Below are 20224 nucleotides of genomic sequence, written 5' to 3' on the forward strand. Positions count from 1 at the left end.
CTCGGGCGCTTTCCGAGTTCGCGTCTAACTCTAGGGTCACATAACGGGTCTGCTCACCGTGATGGGCGGTCTCGGCTCGGATACGGTCTTGTCGGTCAATTCCCCCTCGTGACGGCGCGCCCCCGGTGGTAGACGGCCCGGACGGCGAGGTCGTCGTCCAGGACGACGACGTCGGCGTAGCGGCCTGTCTCGAGGACGCCCGCGTCGGCGAGACGGAGCGCGGCCGCCGGGGTGCCGGAGGCCGCGCGCAGGGCGTCGACCGGTGCGGCGTCCAGGTCGCGGACGGCGCGGCGGACGGCCTCGGGGAGGACGATGGTGCTGCTGGCGATCGCGCCGGTGTCCGTCAACCGGGCCTCGCCGCCGTCCACGCGGACGCGCAGTCTGCCAAGAGTGTATTCGCCGTCGCCGAGTCCGGTCGCCGCCATGGCGTCGGTGACCAGGGCCAGCCGGTGGGGGCCGACGGTGTCGCGGACCAGCCGGGCGGCACCGGGATGGACGTGGACGCCGTCGTTGATCAGCTCCACGGTCACCCGCTCGTCGTTGAGCGCCGCGGCGATGGGGCCCGGCTCCCGGTGGTGCAGCGGGCGCATCTGGTTGTAGATGTGCGTGGCGACGGTGGAGCCGGCGTCGAAGGCCGCGCGGGTCTGGTCGTACGTGGCCTCGGTGTGCCCCACGGCCGCGACCACGCCCTCCGACACGGCCGCGCGGACCAGGTCGAGCGCGCCGGGCAGTTCGGGGGCGAGCGTGACCATCCGGACGTGTCCGCGCCCGGCGTCGAGGATCCGCCGGAACTCGGCGGTGTCGGGGTCGCGCAGCAGCGCGGGGTCGTGCGCGCCGCACTTGCCCGTCGAGATGTAGGGGCCCTCCAGGTAGATCCCGGCGAGTTCGCCGGAGTCGCACAGCTCGGCCAGGACCGAGACCTGGCGCAGGGTGTCCTCCGGGGTCGCCGCGACCAGCCCGCCCAGCAGCGAGGTCACGCCGTGCGCCCGGTTGAATTCGACGACGGCCATCGCGCGCTCGGGGTCGGCGTCGGTGAAGGAGGCGCCCGCGCCGCCGTGGATGTGGATGTCGACGAGTCCCGGGGCGAGCAGGCGGCCGCCGATGTCGACGGTCCCGGCCGGGTCGTGCGGTGCGGGCCCCGAGCCGATCGCCGCGATCCGCTCGCCCCCGATCCGCAGCCACCCGTCGGTGATCCCGTCGGCGGTGACCACCCGGGCGTTCACCAGCGTACTCATGTGCGTGGAATCCTCCTAGTGGCCCTCGTCACCCGATCGCGCCGACAAAACCGTCGATCACGCATTGACGATATCCCCGCGCCCACTCATCATGGTGTACATGTCCGCCGGTGAGCTGCTCGTCCAGCGCCTGCATGTCGATCTGCGACAGCAGGCGAGCGCACTCTGTCGTAGTTAGCGTCAGTGGCGGGGCCTAGTGCCCCCTTCGCCACTGCGGTTTCCCTACGCGCGCCCGCAACCCCCGGCCCGCACCGATCTCCAGTGATCGTGAACGCGCGCATGCCGTCGTGCCCAGGGAAACCCGACCGTCGCCCCCGTTTCCCGACGACTTCCCGCGCTACGCCCCCACGCGGCCCCGAGGCCGTGTTCACCTGGAGACCACCATGACCTTCACCGTGCTCGTCGCCGCCCCCGAAGCCCGCTCCGCCCTGCGCGCCGCTGCCGTGCACGCCGCCGACGCGGTCGCCGCGCACACCAGCGCCGCAGCGGACATCAATGTCGTCGACCTCGCCGAACTGGGCCCGGCGCTGCTCGCGTCCACCCCCGAGGGCGCCGTCGCGGACGCGCTCGCCCGGGTCGCCGAGGGCGACGTGCTGATCGTGGCGACCCCGCAGGTGCACGGCAGCTACACCGGGTTGCTCAAGGTCTTCCTGGACCGCGTCCCCGAACTGGGCCTCGCGCACACCATCGCGCTGCCGATGGCGGTTGTGGAAGACCTGCGCAACGGGCGCAACATCGAGGACGACCTGCGCGTGCTGCTGTCCGACCTCGGCGCCTGGGTGGCGGAGCCGGGCCTGCTGCTGGCCGGTTCCGAACTCGCCGAGCCGCTCGGCGTCATCGACGCCTGGGCCGAGGTCGCCGCCCCCGCCCTCCGACAGGCCCTCGCCGTCGCGGTCTAGGGAGGACCGGGCGCGGGGGTGTTCGGGGGCCGGTCCCGCCCTCGCTCGGAATGATCACGGGCTTTCCGCCCTTCCCGGCCCCGAGACGGGCAGAACGCTCAAGACCGTCGACGGAACCCTCACACGCAGCGGACGTCGTGGGCGCGGCCCCGACCGGCCCCCGCCGTCGCCGCCTCCCGAGGGGCGCCGGCGTCACGGTCATCGCGTTCAGGGCCCCGGGGCGGCCGCGCGCAGGCGGGTGGTCTCCTCCTCGACCCGGCTCGCGGTGCCGCGCACCAGGGCGACCACCACCAGGGTCAGGGCGAGGCCGAGGACGCGGAAGGTCAGCGGAAGCGGTTCGGCCGGCAGCCGCTCGGCGAAGACGACGGTGCCGAAGACCACCATGAAGACGTTGCCCAGCACGTTCGCCACCGGCGCGGTCACCGAGGCGCGGGCGCGCTGCATCGAGGTCTGGAAGAGCGCGATCCCCACCGCCCAGCCCAGTGCGTACAGGTAGGGGAAAGGGGAGAGCAGCACCGGTACGGCGGCGTCGACGATCCCCCGTTCGGCCAGCAGCCCGCCGATGCCCTTGCCCTGCAGGCCCGCGACCCCCTGGGCCAGGCCGGCGGCCCCGCCCATGACCGCCGCCGAGACGTTCCGTCCCCCGCCCCCGGCCAGGGCCATCCCGCCCACGCACACGACGAGGGTGACCGCGCTGACCGTCAGCAACAGGGGGACGCCCGCGGTGGTCCCGGCCGCGCGGTCGCCCGATCCCAGGGACAGGCCGAGCAGGAGCAGCGCCGGCGGCATCAGGCCCAGTGCCAGGACCTCGCCGCGGGTGACGCTCTGGCGCTGGGCGACGGCCAGCAGCAGGAGCATCAGCGCGATGCCGCCCGCGAAGGCCGGCTGCACGACCGACACCGGTGCGAGCCCGAGCGAGACGACCAGTCCCACGCTGCCCAGAGCCGCCAGCGCGCACCCGCACAGCCAGTGGACGTCCCCGAGCAGGACGCGGGCCAGGCGCAGCGGGTGGCGGACGCTGATGTCGGCCGAGCGGTGCAGCGCCCGCTGCTCCACCGCCAGGCCGATGCTGTAGACCGCGGCCGAGACCAGCGCGGTGATCAGGCCCGTCACGTATGGCCGCCTTTCACGGAATCGGGGAGAACCTGTTTTCGGCCGGTGTTCCGGCCGTTCGGCCCCGGCCGCGCTATCCGGGGGTTCGGCTCCGGAGGAGGCCGAGTCCGCTGGGGGAGGTCCGGGGCGGGGCCGGACCCGGACAGGTGCCTTGACCGTCCTCATGCAACACGTTCTAGTCTGGTGGTGCCGGGCGGTCCGGGCAAGGGGCGGGGCCCGCCTCCGAGATGTCGCGGTGGGGGAGGGGCGCTGAACTGAAGACCGAGAGCAAAGGCCGCTCCTCAGCGCTCGGCCTGTTCGGGGTCGTGGTGGCGGCGATGGCCGTCACCATGGTCCTGCTGCGGTCCCTCACCGGGGACCTCCTGGTCGAGGAGGCCCCCGCCCCCGAGCAGGAGGCGCCGACGGGCGGCTGGACGGCGCCCGGGGGCACGGTCAGGATCATGGTCGCCGGGGACTCCTTCGTCCAGGGCAGCAGCGGCGACTTCACCTGGCGCTACCGGCTGTGGGAGCACCTCACCGGGAGCGCGGCGCCGGACGTGGACTTCGTCGGCCCCCGCGCCGACCTGTTCGACGTCGGCACCGGCGAGTACGGGGACGACCGCTACGCCGTCGCCGACTTCGACACCGACCACGCCGGGGTCTGGGGCTCCACCACCGGGAACGTCGCGGAGCGGATCGGGGCGGAGACGGTCGGGGCCGAACCGCACTACCTGCTGCTGATGGTCGGCGCCAACGACATCGTGGGCGGCTCGACCGCCTCCGAGGCCCTGGAGGGGGTGCGCGACATCGTGACCGCCGCGCGGGTGGCCAGGGGGGACGTCCGGGTGGTGCTGGGCGAGCTCCCGCCGATGTGGGGCACCGACCACGACCAGGAGGTCAACACCGTCATCGGCGAGTACAACGCCGGGCTCCCGGTGCTCGCCGGCCAGCTCACCGGCGCGGAGTCGCCGGTGGTGGTGGCCCGCTCGGCCGCCGACTACGCGCCGGCCGACGACAACTGGGACACCACGCACCCCAACGCGCGGGGGGAGGTCAAGATCGCCGCGGCCTTCGCGGACGCCCTCGCCGAGCCGCTGGGCCTGGGCGAGCCCTACCCCCGCCCGCTGCCCGACGTGCCGGTCGGACCCCGGACCGCGCCCGTGCCGCGGGCCGAACGGGTGGCCGACGGGGTGCGGCTGAGCTGGGACCCGGTTCCGGGCGCCACCCGCTACGAGGTCTCCCGGCGCCGCGCCGCACCCGACCCGGACGAGTGGGTCCTGGCGGGCGGCGCCGTCGAGGGAGCGGGAGGCCAGGAGCGCGGTGCGGTGGTCACGGGCCTGTTCGCCGGAGCCGCGTACGAGTTCCGGGTCCGCTCCTTCAAGGGCGGCGACGCCGGGCGGACCTCCGAGGTGCTCCGGTTCGAGCTGGACGACGACCCGCCGCCCGCGCCGGCCGGGGTCCGGGTCGCGGACGGGGCCCTGGAGTGGGAGGGCGTGCGCGAGGCCACCCACTACGCGGTGTGGCGCCGCCCCCTGGAGTGCGGGACCGGCCCCGACCCGTCCTGCGCCCCCGCCGACGACGGTCCCGTCGGCACCGGCACGGGGTGGGAGGCGGTCGCCGTGGTCCGCGACGCCGAGCACTGGACGATCGCCCCGGGCCCCGCGCCCGGCTACGAGCTCGCGGTGCGCGCCCACCGGGACTACATCGAAGGCGGCGTCTCGGAGCCGGTGCGGGAGCCCCGGCGATGATCCCGACACCGGAGTCCTGACATGCCCGCCCCGGGAAGCGCCGACATCAGGGCCGCCGACCACGGAGGAGGCCGCGTGCGCCACGGAAGCAGGGCCGCCCTCGCGCGGTGGGCGCCGCTGGGCACGGGACTGGCGGCGGGGGCGCTGGCGCTCGGCCCCGCGCTGGGGCCGGGGTACGTGCTGCGCTACGACATGGTGTTCGTCCCCGACGCGCCGCTGACGGCCGTCACCCTGGGCGGCGGGGGCGGCTTCCCCCGGGCGGTGCCCAGCGACGCCGTGGCGGCGCTCCTGGGGCGGGTGCTGCCCGGGGACCTGGTGCAGGCGCTCGCCCTGCTCGCGGTCTTCGCGGTCGGCGCGGCCGGGGCGGCGCGGCTGGTGCCGGGACCGCGCCTGGCGCCCCGGATCGCGGCCGCCCTGTTCTACGTGTGGAACCCCTTCCTCGCCGAGCGGCTGCTGCTCGGCCAGTGGGCGGTGCTCCTGGGGTACGCGGGGCTGCCCTGGGTGCTGCGGGCGGCGGTCCGCCTGCGCGGGGCGCGCGACGCGCCCCGGCTGGTCGTCGCGCTGCTCCCGGCCGCGGTCGGAGGCTTCTCCTCGGTCCTGCTGTCCGGGCTCGTCGCACTGCCCGCGGCGGCGGCGCGCCCGTGGCGGCGGGCGGTGGCCGTCGCGGCCGTGGTCGCGGGCTGCCTGGCCGTGGTCGCGCTGCCGTGGCTGGTTCCGGCGCTGTCCAGCGCGGCGGGCACCGATCCGGCGGCCGTCGACCTGTTCGCGGCGCGCGCGGACACGCCTTTCGGGGTCGCGGCCTCGCTGCTGTCCCTGGGCGGCGTCTGGAACGCCCAGGCCGTCCCGCCAGGCTTCGGGGACGCGGCGGGCGCGGCGGGACGGCTCCTGCTGTCGCTGGCGGCCCTGGCGGGGTGGGGGTGGCTGCTGGCCCGGGGGCCCCGTCCGGACTTCGCCGCCGCGCTGACGGCCGCGGCCGCCGCCGGGTTCACGATCGCGCTGGCCGGGTCGGGCGGGCCGGGGCGGGAGGTCCTGCGCGCGATGGTCGGACTGTGGCCGGGCTTCGGCCCGTTGCGCGACGGCCAGCTGTACGTCGCCCCCCTCGCGCTGCTCCAGGCGGTCGGTCTCGCCGGCGCGGTGCTGTGGCTGGTACGGCCCGACGCGCGGCGCGGGGCGGCCGCGGCGGGCCGGACCGCGGCGGTGCTCGTCTCGCTGGCGCCGCTGGTGCTGCTGCCGGGGCTGGCGTGGGGCGCGGCGGGGACGCTCCGGCCGGTCGAGTACCCGGCCGAGTGGATCCGGGTGCAGCGGCTGGTGAACGACGACCCGGCGCCCGGCGCGCTGCTGTCGCTGCCCTGGAGCGCCTACCGGGGGTTCGGGGGAGCCGACGGGGGCGGGACCGTGGTGCTCGACCCGGCGGTGAAGCTGTTCGGCCGTCGGGTCGTGTGGAACGACGAGTTGAGGGTGCGCGACGGCGGCGAGGTCCGCGTCGTCCGGGGCGAGGACCCGCTCGCCCGCGAGATCGCCCCGCTGATCGGGGCGGACGCGGCTCCGCGCGAGGACGCCGGCCTCGCCGGGCGCCTCGGCGCGCTGGGCGTGCGGTACGTCCTCGTCGACCACGCCAACTCCCCTGACGAGAACAGGTTCCGGCTTTCCGGGCACGGTCTTGAGACCGTTCACTCGGGTCGGTTCCTCACCCTCCTCGAAGTTCCGGACAAGCACGTGGAAGCGGAAACCAGCGGCCTCACGGCGGCGGCCGCGGTTGGCTGGTCGGTTACGGTTGGGGCAATCCTCTGGTCAATCGCTGTATCAGGTTCTAGTCTCGTTCCCATGCCCCGGACCCCCGGGGGGCAGGCCTTGCGGCGGAAGGAGAGCACGAAGTGATCAAGATATTGGCCGCGTGCGCCATCGGCGCCGCCCTCGCGGGCGTCGCGACCTTCACGATGACCAGCATCGCGGTCAGCACCACCACCTCCAGCGAGCCGGTCAACGAGACCCTCTACAACTACGGCGACAGGTAGCCGCTGTCCGGGCGGCCCGGCCCGCGGCGCGGGGGCCGCCTGGGAGGCGACGCGTTCCCCCCGGAGCCCCGCACGGCCGGAATGCGCTTCCGGCGACCCCCGGACCTCCTACTCCGGGTGTCCTGTCCATCGCCTCGTGTGAGCGCCCGTTCGCCCCGAAGGCCGTCGGCGGAACCTCAGGAGAGCACGTGGTCTTCCACCAAACACCTCTGCCGGGACTCATGGACGACCCGGCCCCGGACGGTCCCGTCCCGCCCGGGGGCCTCCTCTTCGGCCCGCCCGCCCGCATCCCGGTGCGGAGCGGCCGGACCGCGCCCCCGCCGCGGGAGGAACCGCGCCTGGACGGCGTCCGGATCGCGATGCTCAACTGGCGGGACCCCTGGCAGGCCGCCGCCGGCGGCGCCGAGGAGTACGCCTGGCGGATCAGCCGGCACCTCGCGGCCAGGGGCGCCGGAGTGGTGTTCGTGACCAGCAGGGAGCGCGGGCAGGCGCGCGCCGAGACCCGCGACGGCATCGTCATCCGCCGCATGGGCGGCAGGTTCACCGTCTACCCGCTGGTGGTGCTGTGGCTGCTGCTGTGGCGCGGCGAGTTCCACGCGGCCTTCGACTGCATGAACGGCGTCCCGTTCTTCTCCCGGCTGGTGCTGCCCCGCCGCACCCGCGTCATCAGCGTCGTGCACCACGTGCACGACCTGCAGTTCAACGCCTACTTCAGCCGGCCGCTCGCCTGGCTGGGCAGGTTCGTCGAGAGCAGTGTCGCCAGCCGGGTGTACGCCTCCTGCCCCACGGTCACCGTCTCGGAGTCCTCCCGCCGCGCCATGCGCGAGAAGCTGCGCTGGCGCGCGCCCATCTCGATCGTGCACAACGGCCGCCCGCAGAGCCGGCCCGTCTCGCCCGTCCACGCGGCCGGCGAGGACGAGATGGGGTCGCCCGCCATCGTCAGCCTCGGCCGCCTCGTCGTGCAGAAGCGGGTCACCCGCGTCGTGGACGCCGCCGCCGAGCTGCGCGCGCGCTGGCCCGGCCTGCGGGTGCACGTCGTCGGCCGGGGCCCCGAGAGCGTCCCGCTGGCCGCCCAGGTCGAGCGTCGCGGCCTCGGATCGGCGGTCCGCCTGCACGGCTTCCTGCCCGAGGACGAGAAGAACGCGGTCCTGGCCGGTTCGCTGCTGCACGTCACCGCCTCGGAGTTCGAGGGCTGGGGGCTCACCGTCATCGAGGCCGCCGGCCTGGGCGTGCCCACGGTCGCCTACGACGTGGACGGCCTGCGCGACTCGGTGCGACACGGCGAGACGGGCTGGCTGGTCCGCGAGGGCGAGGACCTCGCCGACGTGATCGCGCACGCGCTCGACGAGCTCGGCGACCCCGTGCGCGCCGCCGAGATCCGCCGCGCCTGCCGCGAGTGGGCCGCGGGGTTCACCTGGGAGCGCAGCGGCCGGGCCATGACCCGGCTGCTCGTCGACGTCCTCGACGGAACCGCCGACGCCGGTGCCGACCGGCAGGGAGAGCACCGGTGACCCTGCGCCCCACCAGCGCCGACCTCGATGGCACCCTCGTCCGCAGGCTCCGGCTCCTCACGGTCTGCCTGCTCCTGGGCGCGCTGGCGTTCAGCCTCGACCCGACCAGGATCGTCGGCGACACCAAGATCGACCTGACCCTCGACCCGCTGGGCTTCCTGCGGCGGGCGCTGCACCTGTGGGACCCCTCCTACTTCGGCCAGCTGCAGAACCAGGCGTACGGCTACCTGTTCCCCAACGGGCCCTTCCACGTCCTGTTCATCTCCATGGGCATGCAGGAGTGGGCGGTGCAGCGGCTGTGGATGGCGCTGCTGCTGTGCGCGGCGTTCCTGGGCACCGTCGCGGTCGCCCGCGCCCTGGGCATCGGCGGCACGAGAACCCAGATCGTCGCCGGGGTGGCGTTCGCGCTGTCGCCGCGCGTGCTCACCCTGCTGTCCTACAACTCCGCCGAACTCCAGCCGACCATGCTGCTGCCCTGGGTGCTGCTGCCGCTCGTCCACGGGGCGCGGCACGGAGCCGACCCGATGCGCGCGGCCCTGCTCTCGGCCGCGGCGTTCACGCTCTGCGGGGGCACCAACGCCGCCTCCGAACTGGCGGTGCTGGTCGTCCCGCTGCTCTACCTGCTGACCCGCGCCCGCGGCCCCCGCAAGCGGCGGCTGCTGTCCTGGTGGCTGCTCGCCGTCTTCTGCGTCTCCTTCTGGTGGCTGGCCCCGCTGCTGATCATGGGCCGGTACGTGTTCTCGTTCATGCCGTTCACCGAGGACGCGGCCACCACCACCAGCGTCACCTCGCTGACCAACACGCTGCGCGGCGCTTCCAACTGGATGGGGTACGTGCCGGGGGAGTCGGCCCTCCCGGCGGGCGGCGAGCTGGCCACCGCGCCCTGGCTGATCCTGGCCACCGCCGCGGTGGCGGGGCTGGGCCTGGCGGGGGCGGCGCACCGGCGCAACCCCGAGCGGCTGTTCCTCGGCGTGTGCGCGCTGGTCGGCACCGCGGTCGTGGCGTCGGGGTACACCGGCGCGCTCGGCGGCCCGTTCGCCCCGTTCACGCAGGCCGCGTTCGACGGCGCGCTCAGCCCGTTCCGCAACGTCCACAAGTTCGACGTGCTGATCCGGCTGCCGGTCGTGCTCGGCCTCGCGCACCTGCCCACCGCGGTCGCCCTCCACCACAGCGGAGAGCACGAGGGGGCCGACGCGCGGGCGTGGTCCGGCCGCCTGGCCGCGGGGGCGTGCGCCCTCGCGGTCCTGGCCACGCTGACCCCGCTGGGCACGGTCGGCGGCGCCACCCGCGGCGGCTTCGTGGAGATCCCCGGCTACTGGTACGAGGCGACCGAGTGGCTGGACTCCCACAGCGGCGGCGCCATGACGATGGCGGTGCCCGGATCGGCGCGCGGCGAGTACCTGTGGGGCCGCCCCATGGACGAGCCCATGCAGCCGCTGATGGACGGCGCCTGGACCAACCACCAGATCATCCCGTGGGGTTCGGCGGGGGTCTCCCGGCTCACCCACGCCATCGACCAGCGGATCTCCTCGGGGCGGGGCTCGGAGGGGCTGTCCCGCACCCTGGCCCGGACGGGCGTGCGTTACCTGCTGGTCCGCAACGACCTCCAGCGCCGGGGCAACAACGGCGGCTGGCCCGCCCGCACCCACCAGGCGCTGTCCGACTCGCCCGGCATCACCCACGTGCGCTCCTTCGGGCCCGCCGTGGGCAGCCTCGACCCGACCCCGGCGGCGAACTGGTACGACCAGCCCTACCGGGCCCTGGACGTCTACGAGGTGGACGACCCCGCGCCGCTGGTCGGCACCGTTCCCGCGGACGCCGCACTGCGGGTGACCGGCGGCCCCGAGGCGCTGCTGGCGATGGCCGAGCAGGGCCTGCTCTCGGACGACCGGCCGGTTCTGCTGGGCGACGACCCCGGGGCCGGGGACGTCGCGCCCGAGGACACCGTCGTCACCGACACCGTGCGCCGGGTCGAGGTCAGCTATCCCGACGTGCGGCGCAACGTCACCGGCACGCTCACCGCGGACGAGGAGTACGAGCGCGACGTCCCCGCCCCCGACGTCCTGGACCCCGCCTGGGAGCCGTACACCTCCGTCGCCGCCTACGACGGGATCGCCTCGGTCACCGCGTCCTCCTCCGAGGCCGGGGCGCTGGCCGACGCCGGGACCCGGGACCCCGGCCGGACGCCGTACGCGGCCCTGGACGGCTCCGACGCGACCTCCTGGCGCTCCAGCGGGTTCACCGGGGCGGTCGGCGAGTGGCTGGAGATCGGGTTCGCCGAACCCCGGGACCCCGCCGGGCTGAGCGTCGCCTTCGAGCGGCTCCCCGGCGAGCCGCCGCCCGCGCGGGTCACCGTCCGCACCGACAACGGCAGCGCCGAGACGGGCCTGGACGGTTCCGACGGCCCGCAGGAGCTCGCCGTCCCGCCCGGACCCACCGAGAGGATCCGGATCCGGGTCGACGCGCTCGCCTGGGAGCCCGAGTACCGCTTCGGGACCAGGGTCGGGATCACCTCGGTCGCCGTCCCCGGTCTGGAGGCGTCGCGCGCCATCGAGGTGCCCGGTCCCGCCGACGCCGGGACGGTCCTGCTCACCGGGTCGACCGGGACGGTTCCGGGCTGCATGGAGGGCTCGCGGGTGTGGGTGTGCAACCCGGCCCTGGCCGTGCAGGGAGAGGACGCCCACACCTTCGACCGCGTCTTCACCCTGTCCGAGCGGGCCGCGGAGGGCGGGCACACCATCAGCGGGCAGGTCGCGGCCACCGACCCGGGGGCGGTGGAGAACGCCGCGAACCGGGAGGAGGGGTACCCCGAGGTCACCTCGTCCTCGGCGTCCGTGGACCACCCGGCGGCGATGGGGCGCAACGCCCTCGACGACGACGAGTCCACCGTCTGGTACCCCGACCCCGGGGATGACCGGCCCTCCCTGCGGCTCGACCTGGGGGGGACCGTCGAACTCACCGGGATCACGGTGGACTTCCCGCGCGCCGACGCCGTCCTCCGCCCCGTCCGGGTCGTCGTCGAGACCGGGGACACGGTCCGCGAGGGCTGGCTGGACGGGAGCGGCGGCCTCGACTTCGCCCCGCTGCGGGCCAGGGAGCTGACCGTCGCCTTCGTCCCGCCCGAAGGGCAGCCGCTGGAGGTCGCGGGGATCACGCTGCCCGGCGTGGAGCCGCTCGGCCCCGTCGAGGACGGCCCCCTGGCCACGGCGTGCGGTCTCGGCCCGGCCCTGCGCGTCAACGGGGCCCGGGTGGAGACCCGCATCAGCGGCGGCACCGTCCGGGGACGGCTGGAGGGCGCCCCGCTGGAGTTCGAGAGCTGCACGGACGTGCGGCTGGCCGAGGGGGAGAACCGGGTCGTCGTGGAGGCCGGGAACCAGTACCAGGTGCGCTCGGCGGTCGTGCGCGGCGCCGGGGCGCGGGCGGGGGCCGGAGAGCCCGTGCGGCTGGCCGGGGTCGAGACCGCCGCCTGGGGGCCCGGTGAGCGGAGGGTCGAGGTGGACGCCGCCGAGGATTCCTACCTCGTGGTCAACGAGAACTTCAACGAGGGCTGGACGGCGCGCCTCCGGGGCGCGGACGCCGACCTGGAGCCGGTCCGGCTGGAAGGGTGGAAGCAGGCGTGGCTGCTGCCCGCCGGGACCTCGGGCGCGGTGGTCATGACCTACGCGCCTGACACCCCCTACCACGCGGCGCTGGGGATCGGGGCGGTGCTGGCGGCGGCGGTGGTCGCCGCGGCCCTCGCGCCGCGCGCGAAGGCCCGCGCGCGGCGGCTCGCGGCGGCCGGGGCCCCGGCCGGGGTCGCGGCGGCCGCGCTGGTCCCGTTCGTCCTGGCCCTCGGGCTGTGGGCGGCGGGCGGCGCCGGGGCCGCGGTGGCCGCGGGAGGGCTGCTCGCGGCCTGGGCGGCGGCGCGGAGCGGGCGCGTCCGCCGCCCACCGGTCGGCCGGATCGTGGCCGTCTCGCTCACGCTGGCCGGACTCTCCCTGGCAGTGGGCACCCACCTGGCCGTCGACCTGCCCTTCCACGAGGTCAGCGCCCTGCTGGGCGATCCGCTGCGCGGCTGGGCCGCGCAGCTGCTCTGCCTGCCCGCGCTGACGGCGGTCGCGCTCGCGCTGGGCGGACGGCGGCCGCCCGGGGCGCCGGACCGGGACGCCCGACTCGACGAGCGGCCCGGAGCCGACGATGATCGGCGGGACGGCGCCGAGGAGGTGCCGGGGTGACCTTGTCGGTGGATGGGGCGGAGGCGCGGGTGGGGGAGCACGTCGACGGTCCCGACCCCGGACCCGACCCCGGACCCGGGGCCGCTCCCGGGCCCGCGCCCGCGCCGGGGGGAGGGACGCGCCGGGGACTGGCGGCGGTCGCCGTCGGAGCCTTCTGCTGCACGCTCGCGCTCCTGGCGCACTTCTACGTCCACCCGCGGCTCGCGATGCTTCCGGCGGAGGCCCGCCAGGTGTGGACGCTGGAGGACCCCGAGGCGACCTACCTGGACACCGCCCGGTGGCGGACCCGCGAGGACGCCGAGGTGACCCAGCGCACCGAGCTGGTGGCGCGGCCCATGCCGGGCAACGAGGACTGGGCCGTCTGGAGCATCACGGTGGACACCGCGAGCCGGCTGGGCCTGATCGACCACCACGACCGCAAGGTCGTCGTGGACCGCGCGACCGCAGAGGCGGTCAACTGCTGCGGCGAGCACGTGGACGGCGACTTCGCGGTGCGCCAGGCCGGACTGGTCGCGCTGTGGCCGCCCGGCGCGGAGGGCGCCGAGTTCCCCTTCTACGTCCCGGACATGCGCTCGGCCCCGGTGATGCGGCTGCGGGGCGAGGACCGGGTCGGCGGCATCACCGCCCGGCGCTACGAGCAGTCGGTCCCGGCCACCCAGGTGCCCGGTTCGGCGCGCGAGGTGCCCGCGGCCGAGATGGGCCTGGACCGGCCGGGGACGGTGCGCGCCACCCGCTGGGTCGAGCTGGCCCGCACCTACTGGGTCGAACCGGTGAGCGGGCAGGTCGTCAACATCACCGAGGAGCGCCGCGAGACCCTGCGCACGGCGGAGGGGGACGGCGGGCGGCTGGTGCTGGACGCCGACCTGGCGATGCGGCCCGAGCACGTCCAGGCCAACATCCAGCGCGCGGGCGACCGGGCCCGGCTGCTCGACCTGGTGCGGGTCGGCCTCCCGCTGGTCCTCGGCACCGTGGGAGCGGTCCTGCTCCTGGCCGGAGCGGTGCGCTCCCGCCTCCCCCGGTGATCCCGACGCCGGGGGAGGGCGCGGGTCACCGCCTGCGCAGGACCAGCAGCAGGTTCCAGGTGACGAACTCGCGCAGCAGCGGGACGCGCACCACCGCGCGCGCCCAGGACGGCAGGTAGCGGGGCAGGATCCCGAGGACCTCCACGTCGCCGCGCCGCCGCGCCCACCTGATCATCGGAGCCGCCCGAACCGCGAACATGGTGGAGCCGAAGTCGTTCTTGGGGCGGCGCCCGTGCCGGCGGGCGTACCGGCGGGCCGCGTACCGGCCGCCGAGGTAGTGCCACGGGGAGGTCTCGTGCCCGCCCCAGGGGGACAGCCACAGCGTGTAGGACAGGTAGACGACGCCGCCCGGCCTGGTCACCCGGACCATCTCGTCGGCCATCCTGACGGGGTCGGGGACGTGCTCCAGCACGTTGGAGGAGAAGCACACGTCCACCGAGCCGGTGCGCAGCGGCAGGTCCAGGGCGCTGCCCAGCAGGGCTCCGGCCGGGAGCGCGCCGTCGCGCAGCCGCATCTCGCCGGCGTCGGCGTCCACGCACGCGCAGCGGGCGCCCGCCGCGCGGAGTGCGTCGGCGAAGTAGCCGGGGCCGCCGCCGATGTCCACGACCAGGGCGCCGTCCAGGCCGGTGTACGCCAGCAGCTGGTCCACGGTGTCGCGGGCGAGCGTGCCGTAGAACAGGTCCGGGTCGGTCTGCTCCTTGCGGAACGCCGAGAACAGCCGGACCGAGCGGCCGAGGGTGGCCCTGAACGGGGGCGCGGCGGCGCCGGTCCGGGTCACGCGGCGGCTCCGGGGGAGGCCGGGGAGTCCAGGGAGGCGAAATGGCGCAGGTGCACCCAGTGGTCGCCGCCCCAGTACTCGTCGGAGGCGACGACCCGGGCGCCGTGCGCGGCGAGCAGCGCGCGCATCGGCCCGGGGGCGAGGGTGTGCATCCGCATCGGGGCGGGGTAACGCAGCAGGAACCGCTGGCCGAACCGGATCGCCCGGTGCGGCGCGTACCGGAACACCATCCCCTTGAAGGTCCGGCGCTCGCCCGCGGGCATGCCGATCACCATGGCGCCGCCGGGGCGCGCCACGCGCGCGAACTCGGCGAGGTAGCCGCGGGCCAGTTCCGGCGGCAGGTGCTGCAGGACCAGGTCGGTGTAGACCAGGTCGAAGGAGCCGTCGCCGAAGGCCGCCAGGTCGGGTGTGTCGTTCAGCGCGAACTCGATCCGGCCGCCGCTCCGGTCGAGGCGGCGCGCCTCGGCGAGCATCGGCTCGGAGATGTCCACGCCGACCACCCGGTCGAAGTGGGCGGCCAGGGCGTTGGACAGCCGACCCGCGCCGCAGCCGAAGTCCAGCGCCCGCGCGCGCCCGTGCGCGATGCCCAGCCCGGCCAGCCGGGCCAGGGCCGCGTCGATCTCGGCCCGCCCCGAGGCCAGGAACTCCTCGTCGTCCCAGCCGCCGTCGCGCTTGGCGGGGTCGACGCAGACCGCCCACAGAGGGGCGGCCGCCCCCAGCAGCGTCCAGTCCCTGCGGACTTCGTCGAGACTCACGTGCACTCCTGACGGTCGGTCGCGGCGCCGGAGAACGAGATGGAACAAGGTCCCGTCATGTTCTCGCGTCGATTCCACTGGCACTATGGACCTGCTGTGACAATCGCAGCAATATGTAGAACGTGTTTTATTCTGACACCTCTTCGGTGGGCGGGGTCAACCCCTCCGGAGCCGCCCGGGACGGGGCCGCGCACGGCCCGCTGGCGGTCCGGCTGTCCGGCGCCGTCCGGGACCCGGTCGTGCTGCTGGGCGCCGCGCTGATCGCCGCGTCACTGCTCCTGCGCGGCTGGGTGCTGCGGCACGCCTACTTCGTCGAGGACGACTTCCTCTTCGTGGCGAGGGCGGCGGCGTCCCCGCTGACCGTCGAGTACCTGACGGAGCTGCACAAGGGCCATCTGATGCCCGGCGCGCTGCTGCTGGTCTACGTCCAGACGGCCGTCGCCCCCTACAGCTGGCCGCTCACCGCGGGGATCATGCTCGCGCTCCAGGGCGGGGCCGCCGCGGCGGCGTTCCGACTGCTCTGGGTGCTGTTCGGGCGCCGCTGGGCGATCCTCGCGCCGCTCGCGGTCTACGTCTTCTCCCCCCTCACCGTTCCGGTGCTGACCTGGTGGTCGGCGGCGCTGAACGGGGTGCCCCTCCAGCTGGCCGTCGCGCTGGCGCTGCTGTGGACCGTCCGCCACCTGCGGGAGGGCGGGACGCGCTTCGCCTGGATGGCGGCGGGTGCCGTGCTGCTGGGGATGGCCTTCTCGGTCAAGGCGATGCTCCTGCCGCCGCTGCTGTTCGCGGTGGCCGCGGCCTTCTGCACGCCGGGGCGCCTGTCCCGGGCCCCGGGGGCCGCCCTCGCGGCGCGCCCGCGGTTCTGGCTGGGAATGGCGGCGTTGACGGCGGGCCACCTGCTGGTCTACCTGTCCCGGCCGCGCGACGTCGAGGGCGCGGGCGTGCCGAGGCTCGACGTGGGCCTGGGCATGGCCCGGCGGCTGCTGGCCGAGACCTTCCCCGTCGGAGCGGTCGGCGGCCCCGTGCGCTGGACCCCCGTCACACCGGCGGGGGGCCTGCTGGAACCGCACCCGGGCGTGGTCGCGGCGGCCTGGGCGGTGCTGGGGGCGCTGGTGCTCCTGAGTCTGCTGCACCGGCGCCGGGCCTGGCGCGCGTGGGCGGTCCTGGCCGGCTACCTGGTGTGCGCGGACGTCCTGCCCACCCTCATCGCGCGGGGCCGCTACCAGGAGCTCACCGGCTACGACCCGCGCTACGTCGCCGACGCCGCTCCGGTCCTCGCGCTCTGCCTGGCACTGGCCTTCCTGCCGACCTGGAAGGAGGCCGGGCAGGGCCCCGTCCACCGGGGAGGCCGGATCCCGCTCGCCGGGATCCGCTCCGCGACGGTCGCGGCCACCGCGCTGTTCCTGCTGGTCTCGGGCTACTCCACGTACGCCTACGCCTCGACGCTGTCGGGCGACCGGGTCCGCTGGTACCTGGATACGGTGCGCTTCTCGGTGGCGAACGTCCCCGACGGCGCCGGGATCTACCCGCGCCCCGTCCCCCAGGACATCGTGCTGCCCTGGAACGGGGAGCGGCGGTTCAGCTCCCACCTGCTCAGCCCGCTGGCCGAGGGCGAGGTCGCCGAGCGCGTCGCCGACCCGCGGCCGTCCGCGCTCCCGTTGGTGTTCAACGACGCGGGGTTCCTGGTCAACGCCGAACCCGCGCCCGAGAGCACGTTCTTCGGACCGCCCGAAGGGGAGGAGTGCGTGGCGGCCGTCGACGGGCAGGTGCTCTGGCCGGTGCAGTCCCTGGGCGGCCCCGGCCTGGTCGCGGGCCTGGCCTACACCTCCGGCGGGCCGACCGAGGCGACCCTGGTGGTGGGCGACACGGTGGCGGAGACGACGCTGCCCGCCGCGCCGAGGGGCGCGTCCTGGTACGTCCCCCTGGACGGGGCGGGAACCCGGCTGCTCGTGGCGGTCGAGGAGGACGTCTGCCTCCAATGGGTGACCTTCGGCGACCTGGTCCCCACCGTGGAGGGCAACCCCTGGCACCAGGAGGGGGAAGAGGAAGAAGAGGAGGCGGACTAGGGAGTTGTCGGCGCGGGGGTGATTCGGGCATCGGTGTTTCGGGGGTCTTTCGGCCTCACGCCATGCGGATCGCGAGGTGACGGCAGGCGGCGACGGCGGGTGCGGGTCGGGGCCGCGCCCACGACGTCCGTTTCGCGTGGTTTCCGTTGGTGATCTTGCTGTTTCCCCCGAGAACCTTGACCTCGGGGGAAACAGCAAGATCACCGGACATTCGAGGGCGGTTCCGCCCCCACCCGGAATGATCACGGGCTTTCCGCCCTTCCCGGCCCCGAAACAGGCAGAAAGCCCACGACCGTCAACGGAACCCTCACGCGACGGACATCACGGGCGCGGCCCCGACCCCCGCTCGCCGTCGCCGCCCCCGTCACCGCGCCGCACACGAGGACACCCCGACGATCCGGTCGGCGAATTCCCGACGCCGAACCACCCCCCGCTGGAGGTTCCCTGGTGCCCCGCGTCCGTTCTCCCCGTCGATCGTGGCCTTCTCGGAGCCTCGAAGGCGGCTGAGACCCCGAAAAGGCCGCGATCAACGGGGAGGCCGCCGGGGACCGGACCAGCGGCGGGCCAGGGGCTGTTCCAGCCAGTGGTAGGTGGCGGTGGCCAGGAGGACGGTGCCCCCGGCGACCGGGACCAGGTCCAGCGCGAACGAGCCGGTGAACGCCTCCTGGCCGGTGAAGTCGCGCCACAGGTACAGCACGACGAACTGCCACAGGAAGACGCCGTAGGAGATCCTGCCGAGGAAACGCGCGACCCGGTGCCCCATGAGCGCGCGCAGCCGGTCCGGGCGGCCGGGGGGACGGCCGGGGGCGAGCGCGAGCGGCGCGATGAGGAAGAAGGCGAAGGTCGTCGTCAGCGCGAGCTCGGCGATCGCGGCCCAGAGGCCGTCCACGCCGGCGAACCGGGGGCCGGTCAGCGGGGTCACCCCGAACAGGTAGGCCGCGCCCGCCACACTCCAGCACAGGCCCGGGGAGTCCGCGAGGGTGCGGCAGAACCGGCGGGCGGGGCCGTCCGCGCCGGGCTCCCGCCAGGCCCACTCCGACAGCACCGCCAGCGCCATGCCGACGGCGAACAGGCCCAGGGTGCGGGGCAGCCAGGTGTGCATGGCGGGGTGGGGCTCGGGGTGGAACTGGAGGACCAGCGCGACCAGGCTCGACACGCTCAGGGCCGCGACGCCCGCGAGCAGCAGGCGGGCCCTGCGGTCCACGTCGCCGCGCCCCAGGCGCCCCAGGAGCGCCAGCGCCGCCGCGAGCAGCGGCAGCAGCAGGTAGAAGCCGGCCTCGACGCACAGGCTCCACATCTGGCCCAGCCCCGGCGGCCCCGTCCCGTACCACCACGGGTCGGGGTCGTAGGTGAAGGTGAGCGTCATGACCTCCAGCCAGGCGGTGGCCGACCCCAGCCGGTCCCGCGACCACAGCAGCAGGGCCACCACGGCGACCAGCCAGTAGGCGGGCAGGACGCGCACCCCGCGCCGCCACAGGTAGCGCCGGACCGAGGGGCCGCGCGTCCCGTCGAGCGCCGCGCGCGCCCACGGCCGGTACAGCAGCAGGCCGGACAGCGCGAAGAACAGCGGGACCGCCATCTCGCCGCCGGACAGGAGCGCGCCCCACACCCCGGGGGCGAGCGCGTCCCCGGTCTCCACCGCGACGTGGAACACCAGCACCATCAACGCCGCGAGCGCGCGCACACCGTCGAGCGCGGGCTGGTGCCCGCTGACCTGGGGGAGCCGCGCGTCGGCGGCGGGAGAGCCGGGGGCCGAGGGGGACCCGGACGGGGCAGGGAGCACGCGCTGAGCCTTCCGTGACGCGTCAGGAGGTCATGGAACCGGTTTCATTCCCTACTGGTTCGCAGCAAAATAGAACCTGTTATAAATATTCAGACACGCCCTGGTGACGTTGATCACGGTGGATACTACGATACCTCAAACTGAAGCTTGTTCCAGATAGAAATCGTTCCGCCCGGGAGGGGTAATGCGCCGTACCGTGGCTGTCGTCTGTATCGCGTTCGGAGTCTTCTGCCTTGTGCTGGCTCCGCTGCTGCGTTTCTGGATGGCCAGTGCCGTCATGAAGACCCCGATGGACTACTACGCGCAGTCGGAGATCCAGGGTGAGGGCGTCACCTATTTCAACGCGGGCGAACTGGAGATCATCGAGGACGCCCGGGTCGAGGCCACCATGACGATCCGCGCGGACGTGGCCGCCAGCGACGACGAGACCGTCGTGTGGGACCAGTTCATGTGGGTGCGCGACGTCGAGCGCGACTTCGCCTTCCTGTCCTCCACCCGCCGGACCCCGCACGACAGGGTGACCGGCGAGGCGGTGGACTGCTGCGGCGCCTCGGTCAACGAGGAGACCACCGTCCAGAGCGGCCAGGCGTTCAAGTGGCCCTTCATGGTCGAGCAGCGCGACTACGAGTTCTTCGACACCACGACCAGGCGCACCCTGCCGATCAGGTTCGAGGGCGTCGAGGAGGTCGAGGGCGTCGAGGCGTACAAGTTCGTGCAGGACGTCGAGCCGACCTCGATCGAGACCAGGGACTTCCCCCGGAGCCTGCTCGGCATGGAGGGCGAGGGCGACGTCACCGCCGACGTGGTCTTCAGCAACACCCGCACCTACTGGGTGGACCCGGTCACCGGCTCCCCGCTCGACCTGAGCGAGGACCAGCGCCGGGTGGCCGTCGTCGACGGCGAGGAGCGGCTCGTCATGTTCCAGGGCGTGCTGAGCTTCAGCGACGAGACGGTCGCGGCCAACATCGAGAACGCGGAGCGGGGCGACCTGGTCGTGCTGATCCGGAGCACCCTGCCGGTCGCCCTGCTGGCGGTCGGGGTGGCGATCGTCGTCTTCGGGGTCGTCCTCTACGTCCCCCGCGGCTCCGCCGGGCGCGCCCGGCGTTGAG

General features: G+C 74.8%; 14 protein-coding genes. 9 read left to right on the top strand and 5 right to left on the bottom strand.

Annotated elements, in window-relative coordinates:
* Positions 1–95 precede the first annotated feature (95 nt).
* Positions 96–1235, bottom strand: a complete 1140-nt coding sequence (gene nagA / locus EV190_RS13580; RefSeq protein WP_133741912.1) for an N-acetylglucosamine-6-phosphate deacetylase — start codon at positions 1233–1235, stop codon at positions 96–98.
* A 383-nt stretch (positions 1236–1618) separates the two neighbouring features.
* Here nagA and EV190_RS13590 point away from each other — a divergent pair, with 383 nt between their 5' ends.
* On the top strand, positions 1619–2134 hold the full coding sequence (locus EV190_RS13590; RefSeq protein WP_133741913.1) for an NADPH-dependent FMN reductase: 516 nt from the start codon (positions 1619–1621) through the stop codon (positions 2132–2134).
* Between the two features lie 207 nt (positions 2135–2341).
* On the opposite strand, the gene EV190_RS13595 is transcribed toward EV190_RS13590, so the two are convergent.
* Positions 2342–3247, bottom strand: coding sequence for a hypothetical protein (locus tag EV190_RS13595; protein ID WP_133741914.1), 906 nt, complete (start codon positions 3245–3247; stop codon positions 2342–2344).
* 317 nt (positions 3248–3564) lie between these two features.
* Between EV190_RS13595 and EV190_RS13600 the strand changes: the two genes are divergently transcribed.
* The 6 genes from EV190_RS13600 to EV190_RS13620 all read left to right on the top strand — a co-directional run bounded on the left by EV190_RS13600 (position 3565) and on the right by EV190_RS13620 (position 13736).
* Entirely contained in the window at positions 3565–4974 is a 1410-nt protein-coding gene (locus EV190_RS13600; RefSeq protein WP_243742558.1) for a GDSL-type esterase/lipase family protein, read from the top strand.
* 21 nt (positions 4975–4995) lie between these two features.
* On the top strand, positions 4996–6852 hold the full coding sequence (locus EV190_RS13605; RefSeq protein WP_243742559.1) for a hypothetical protein: 1857 nt from the start codon (positions 4996–4998) through the stop codon (positions 6850–6852).
* Positions 6849–6989, top strand: coding sequence for a hypothetical protein (locus tag EV190_RS23415; RefSeq protein ID WP_166655456.1), 141 nt, complete (start codon positions 6849–6851; stop codon positions 6987–6989). Before EV190_RS13605 ends, EV190_RS23415 begins: the two co-directional genes overlap by 4 nt.
* 221 nt (positions 6990–7210) lie before the next feature.
* Positions 7211–8500, top strand: a complete 1290-nt coding sequence (locus EV190_RS13610; protein WP_243742560.1) for a glycosyltransferase family 4 protein — start codon at positions 7211–7213, stop codon at positions 8498–8500.
* Positions 8501–8502: 2 nt separating this feature from the next.
* Positions 8503–12714: an alpha-(1->3)-arabinofuranosyltransferase gene (locus EV190_RS13615; RefSeq protein WP_133741942.1), complete on the top strand. Its 4212-nt coding sequence runs from the start codon at positions 8503–8505 to the stop codon at positions 12712–12714.
* A complete protein-coding gene (locus tag EV190_RS13620) occupies positions 12711–13736 on the top strand; it encodes a DUF3068 domain-containing protein (RefSeq protein ID WP_166655457.1) in 1026 nt (341 codons plus the stop codon). The genes EV190_RS13615 and EV190_RS13620 overlap by 4 nt, the downstream gene beginning before the upstream one ends.
* Positions 13737–13761: 25 nt before the next feature.
* Here the strand turns inward: EV190_RS13620 and EV190_RS13625 are convergent, their stop codons facing one another.
* Complete coding sequence (locus EV190_RS13625) at positions 13762–14514, bottom strand: class I SAM-dependent methyltransferase (RefSeq protein ID WP_133741916.1); 753 nt, start codon at positions 14512–14514, stop codon at positions 13762–13764.
* Positions 14511–15269: a class I SAM-dependent methyltransferase gene (locus EV190_RS13630; RefSeq protein ID WP_133741917.1), complete on the bottom strand. Its 759-nt coding sequence runs from the start codon at positions 15267–15269 to the stop codon at positions 14511–14513. The genes EV190_RS13625 and EV190_RS13630 overlap by 4 nt, the downstream gene beginning before the upstream one ends.
* Positions 15270–15415: 146 nt before the next feature.
* Between EV190_RS13630 and EV190_RS13635 the strand changes: the two genes are divergently transcribed.
* The gene (locus EV190_RS13635) at positions 15416–17332 is read left to right on the top strand and encodes a hypothetical protein (protein WP_243742561.1); all 1917 of its coding nucleotides are present in this window, start codon (positions 15416–15418) and stop codon (positions 17330–17332) included.
* Positions 17333–17858: 526 nt separating this feature from the next.
* On the opposite strand, the gene EV190_RS13640 is transcribed toward EV190_RS13635, so the two are convergent.
* Positions 17859–19115, bottom strand: coding sequence for an acyltransferase family protein (locus EV190_RS13640; protein ID WP_133741918.1), 1257 nt, complete (start codon positions 19113–19115; stop codon positions 17859–17861).
* 184 nt (positions 19116–19299) lie between these two features.
* On the opposite strand from EV190_RS13640, the gene EV190_RS13645 reads away from it, so the two are divergent.
* Positions 19300–20223 (top strand): DUF3068 domain-containing protein, encoded by a 924-nt coding sequence (locus EV190_RS13645; protein WP_133741919.1) that lies wholly within the window; start codon positions 19300–19302, stop codon positions 20221–20223.
* Position 20224: the final 1 nt, after the last annotated feature.

It is taken from the genome of Actinorugispora endophytica, assembly GCF_004363075.1.
In the GTDB taxonomy this organism is placed as follows: Bacteria; Actinomycetota; Actinomycetes; order Streptosporangiales; family Streptosporangiaceae; genus Actinorugispora; species Actinorugispora endophytica.

What these genes read in the sequence shown, in the direction of transcription:
- nagA (WP_133741912.1), bottom strand. Translation starts at nt 1,235, where the DNA reads ATGAGTACGCTGGTGAACGCCCGGGTGGTCACCGCCGACGGGATCACC.
- EV190_RS13590 (WP_133741913.1), top strand. Translation starts at nt 1,619, where the DNA reads ATGACCTTCACCGTGCTCGTCGCCGCCCCCGAAGCCCGCTCCGCCCTG.
- EV190_RS13600 (WP_243742558.1), top strand. Translation starts at nt 3,565, where the DNA reads ATGGCCGTCACCATGGTCCTGCTGCGGTCCCTCACCGGGGACCTCCTG.
- EV190_RS13605 (WP_243742559.1), top strand. Translation starts at nt 4,996, where the DNA reads ATGCCCGCCCCGGGAAGCGCCGACATCAGGGCCGCCGACCACGGAGGA.
- EV190_RS13610 (WP_243742560.1), top strand. Translation starts at nt 7,211, where the DNA reads ATGGACGACCCGGCCCCGGACGGTCCCGTCCCGCCCGGGGGCCTCCTC.
- EV190_RS13645 (WP_133741919.1), top strand. Translation starts at nt 19,300, where the DNA reads ATGCGCCGTACCGTGGCTGTCGTCTGTATCGCGTTCGGAGTCTTCTGC.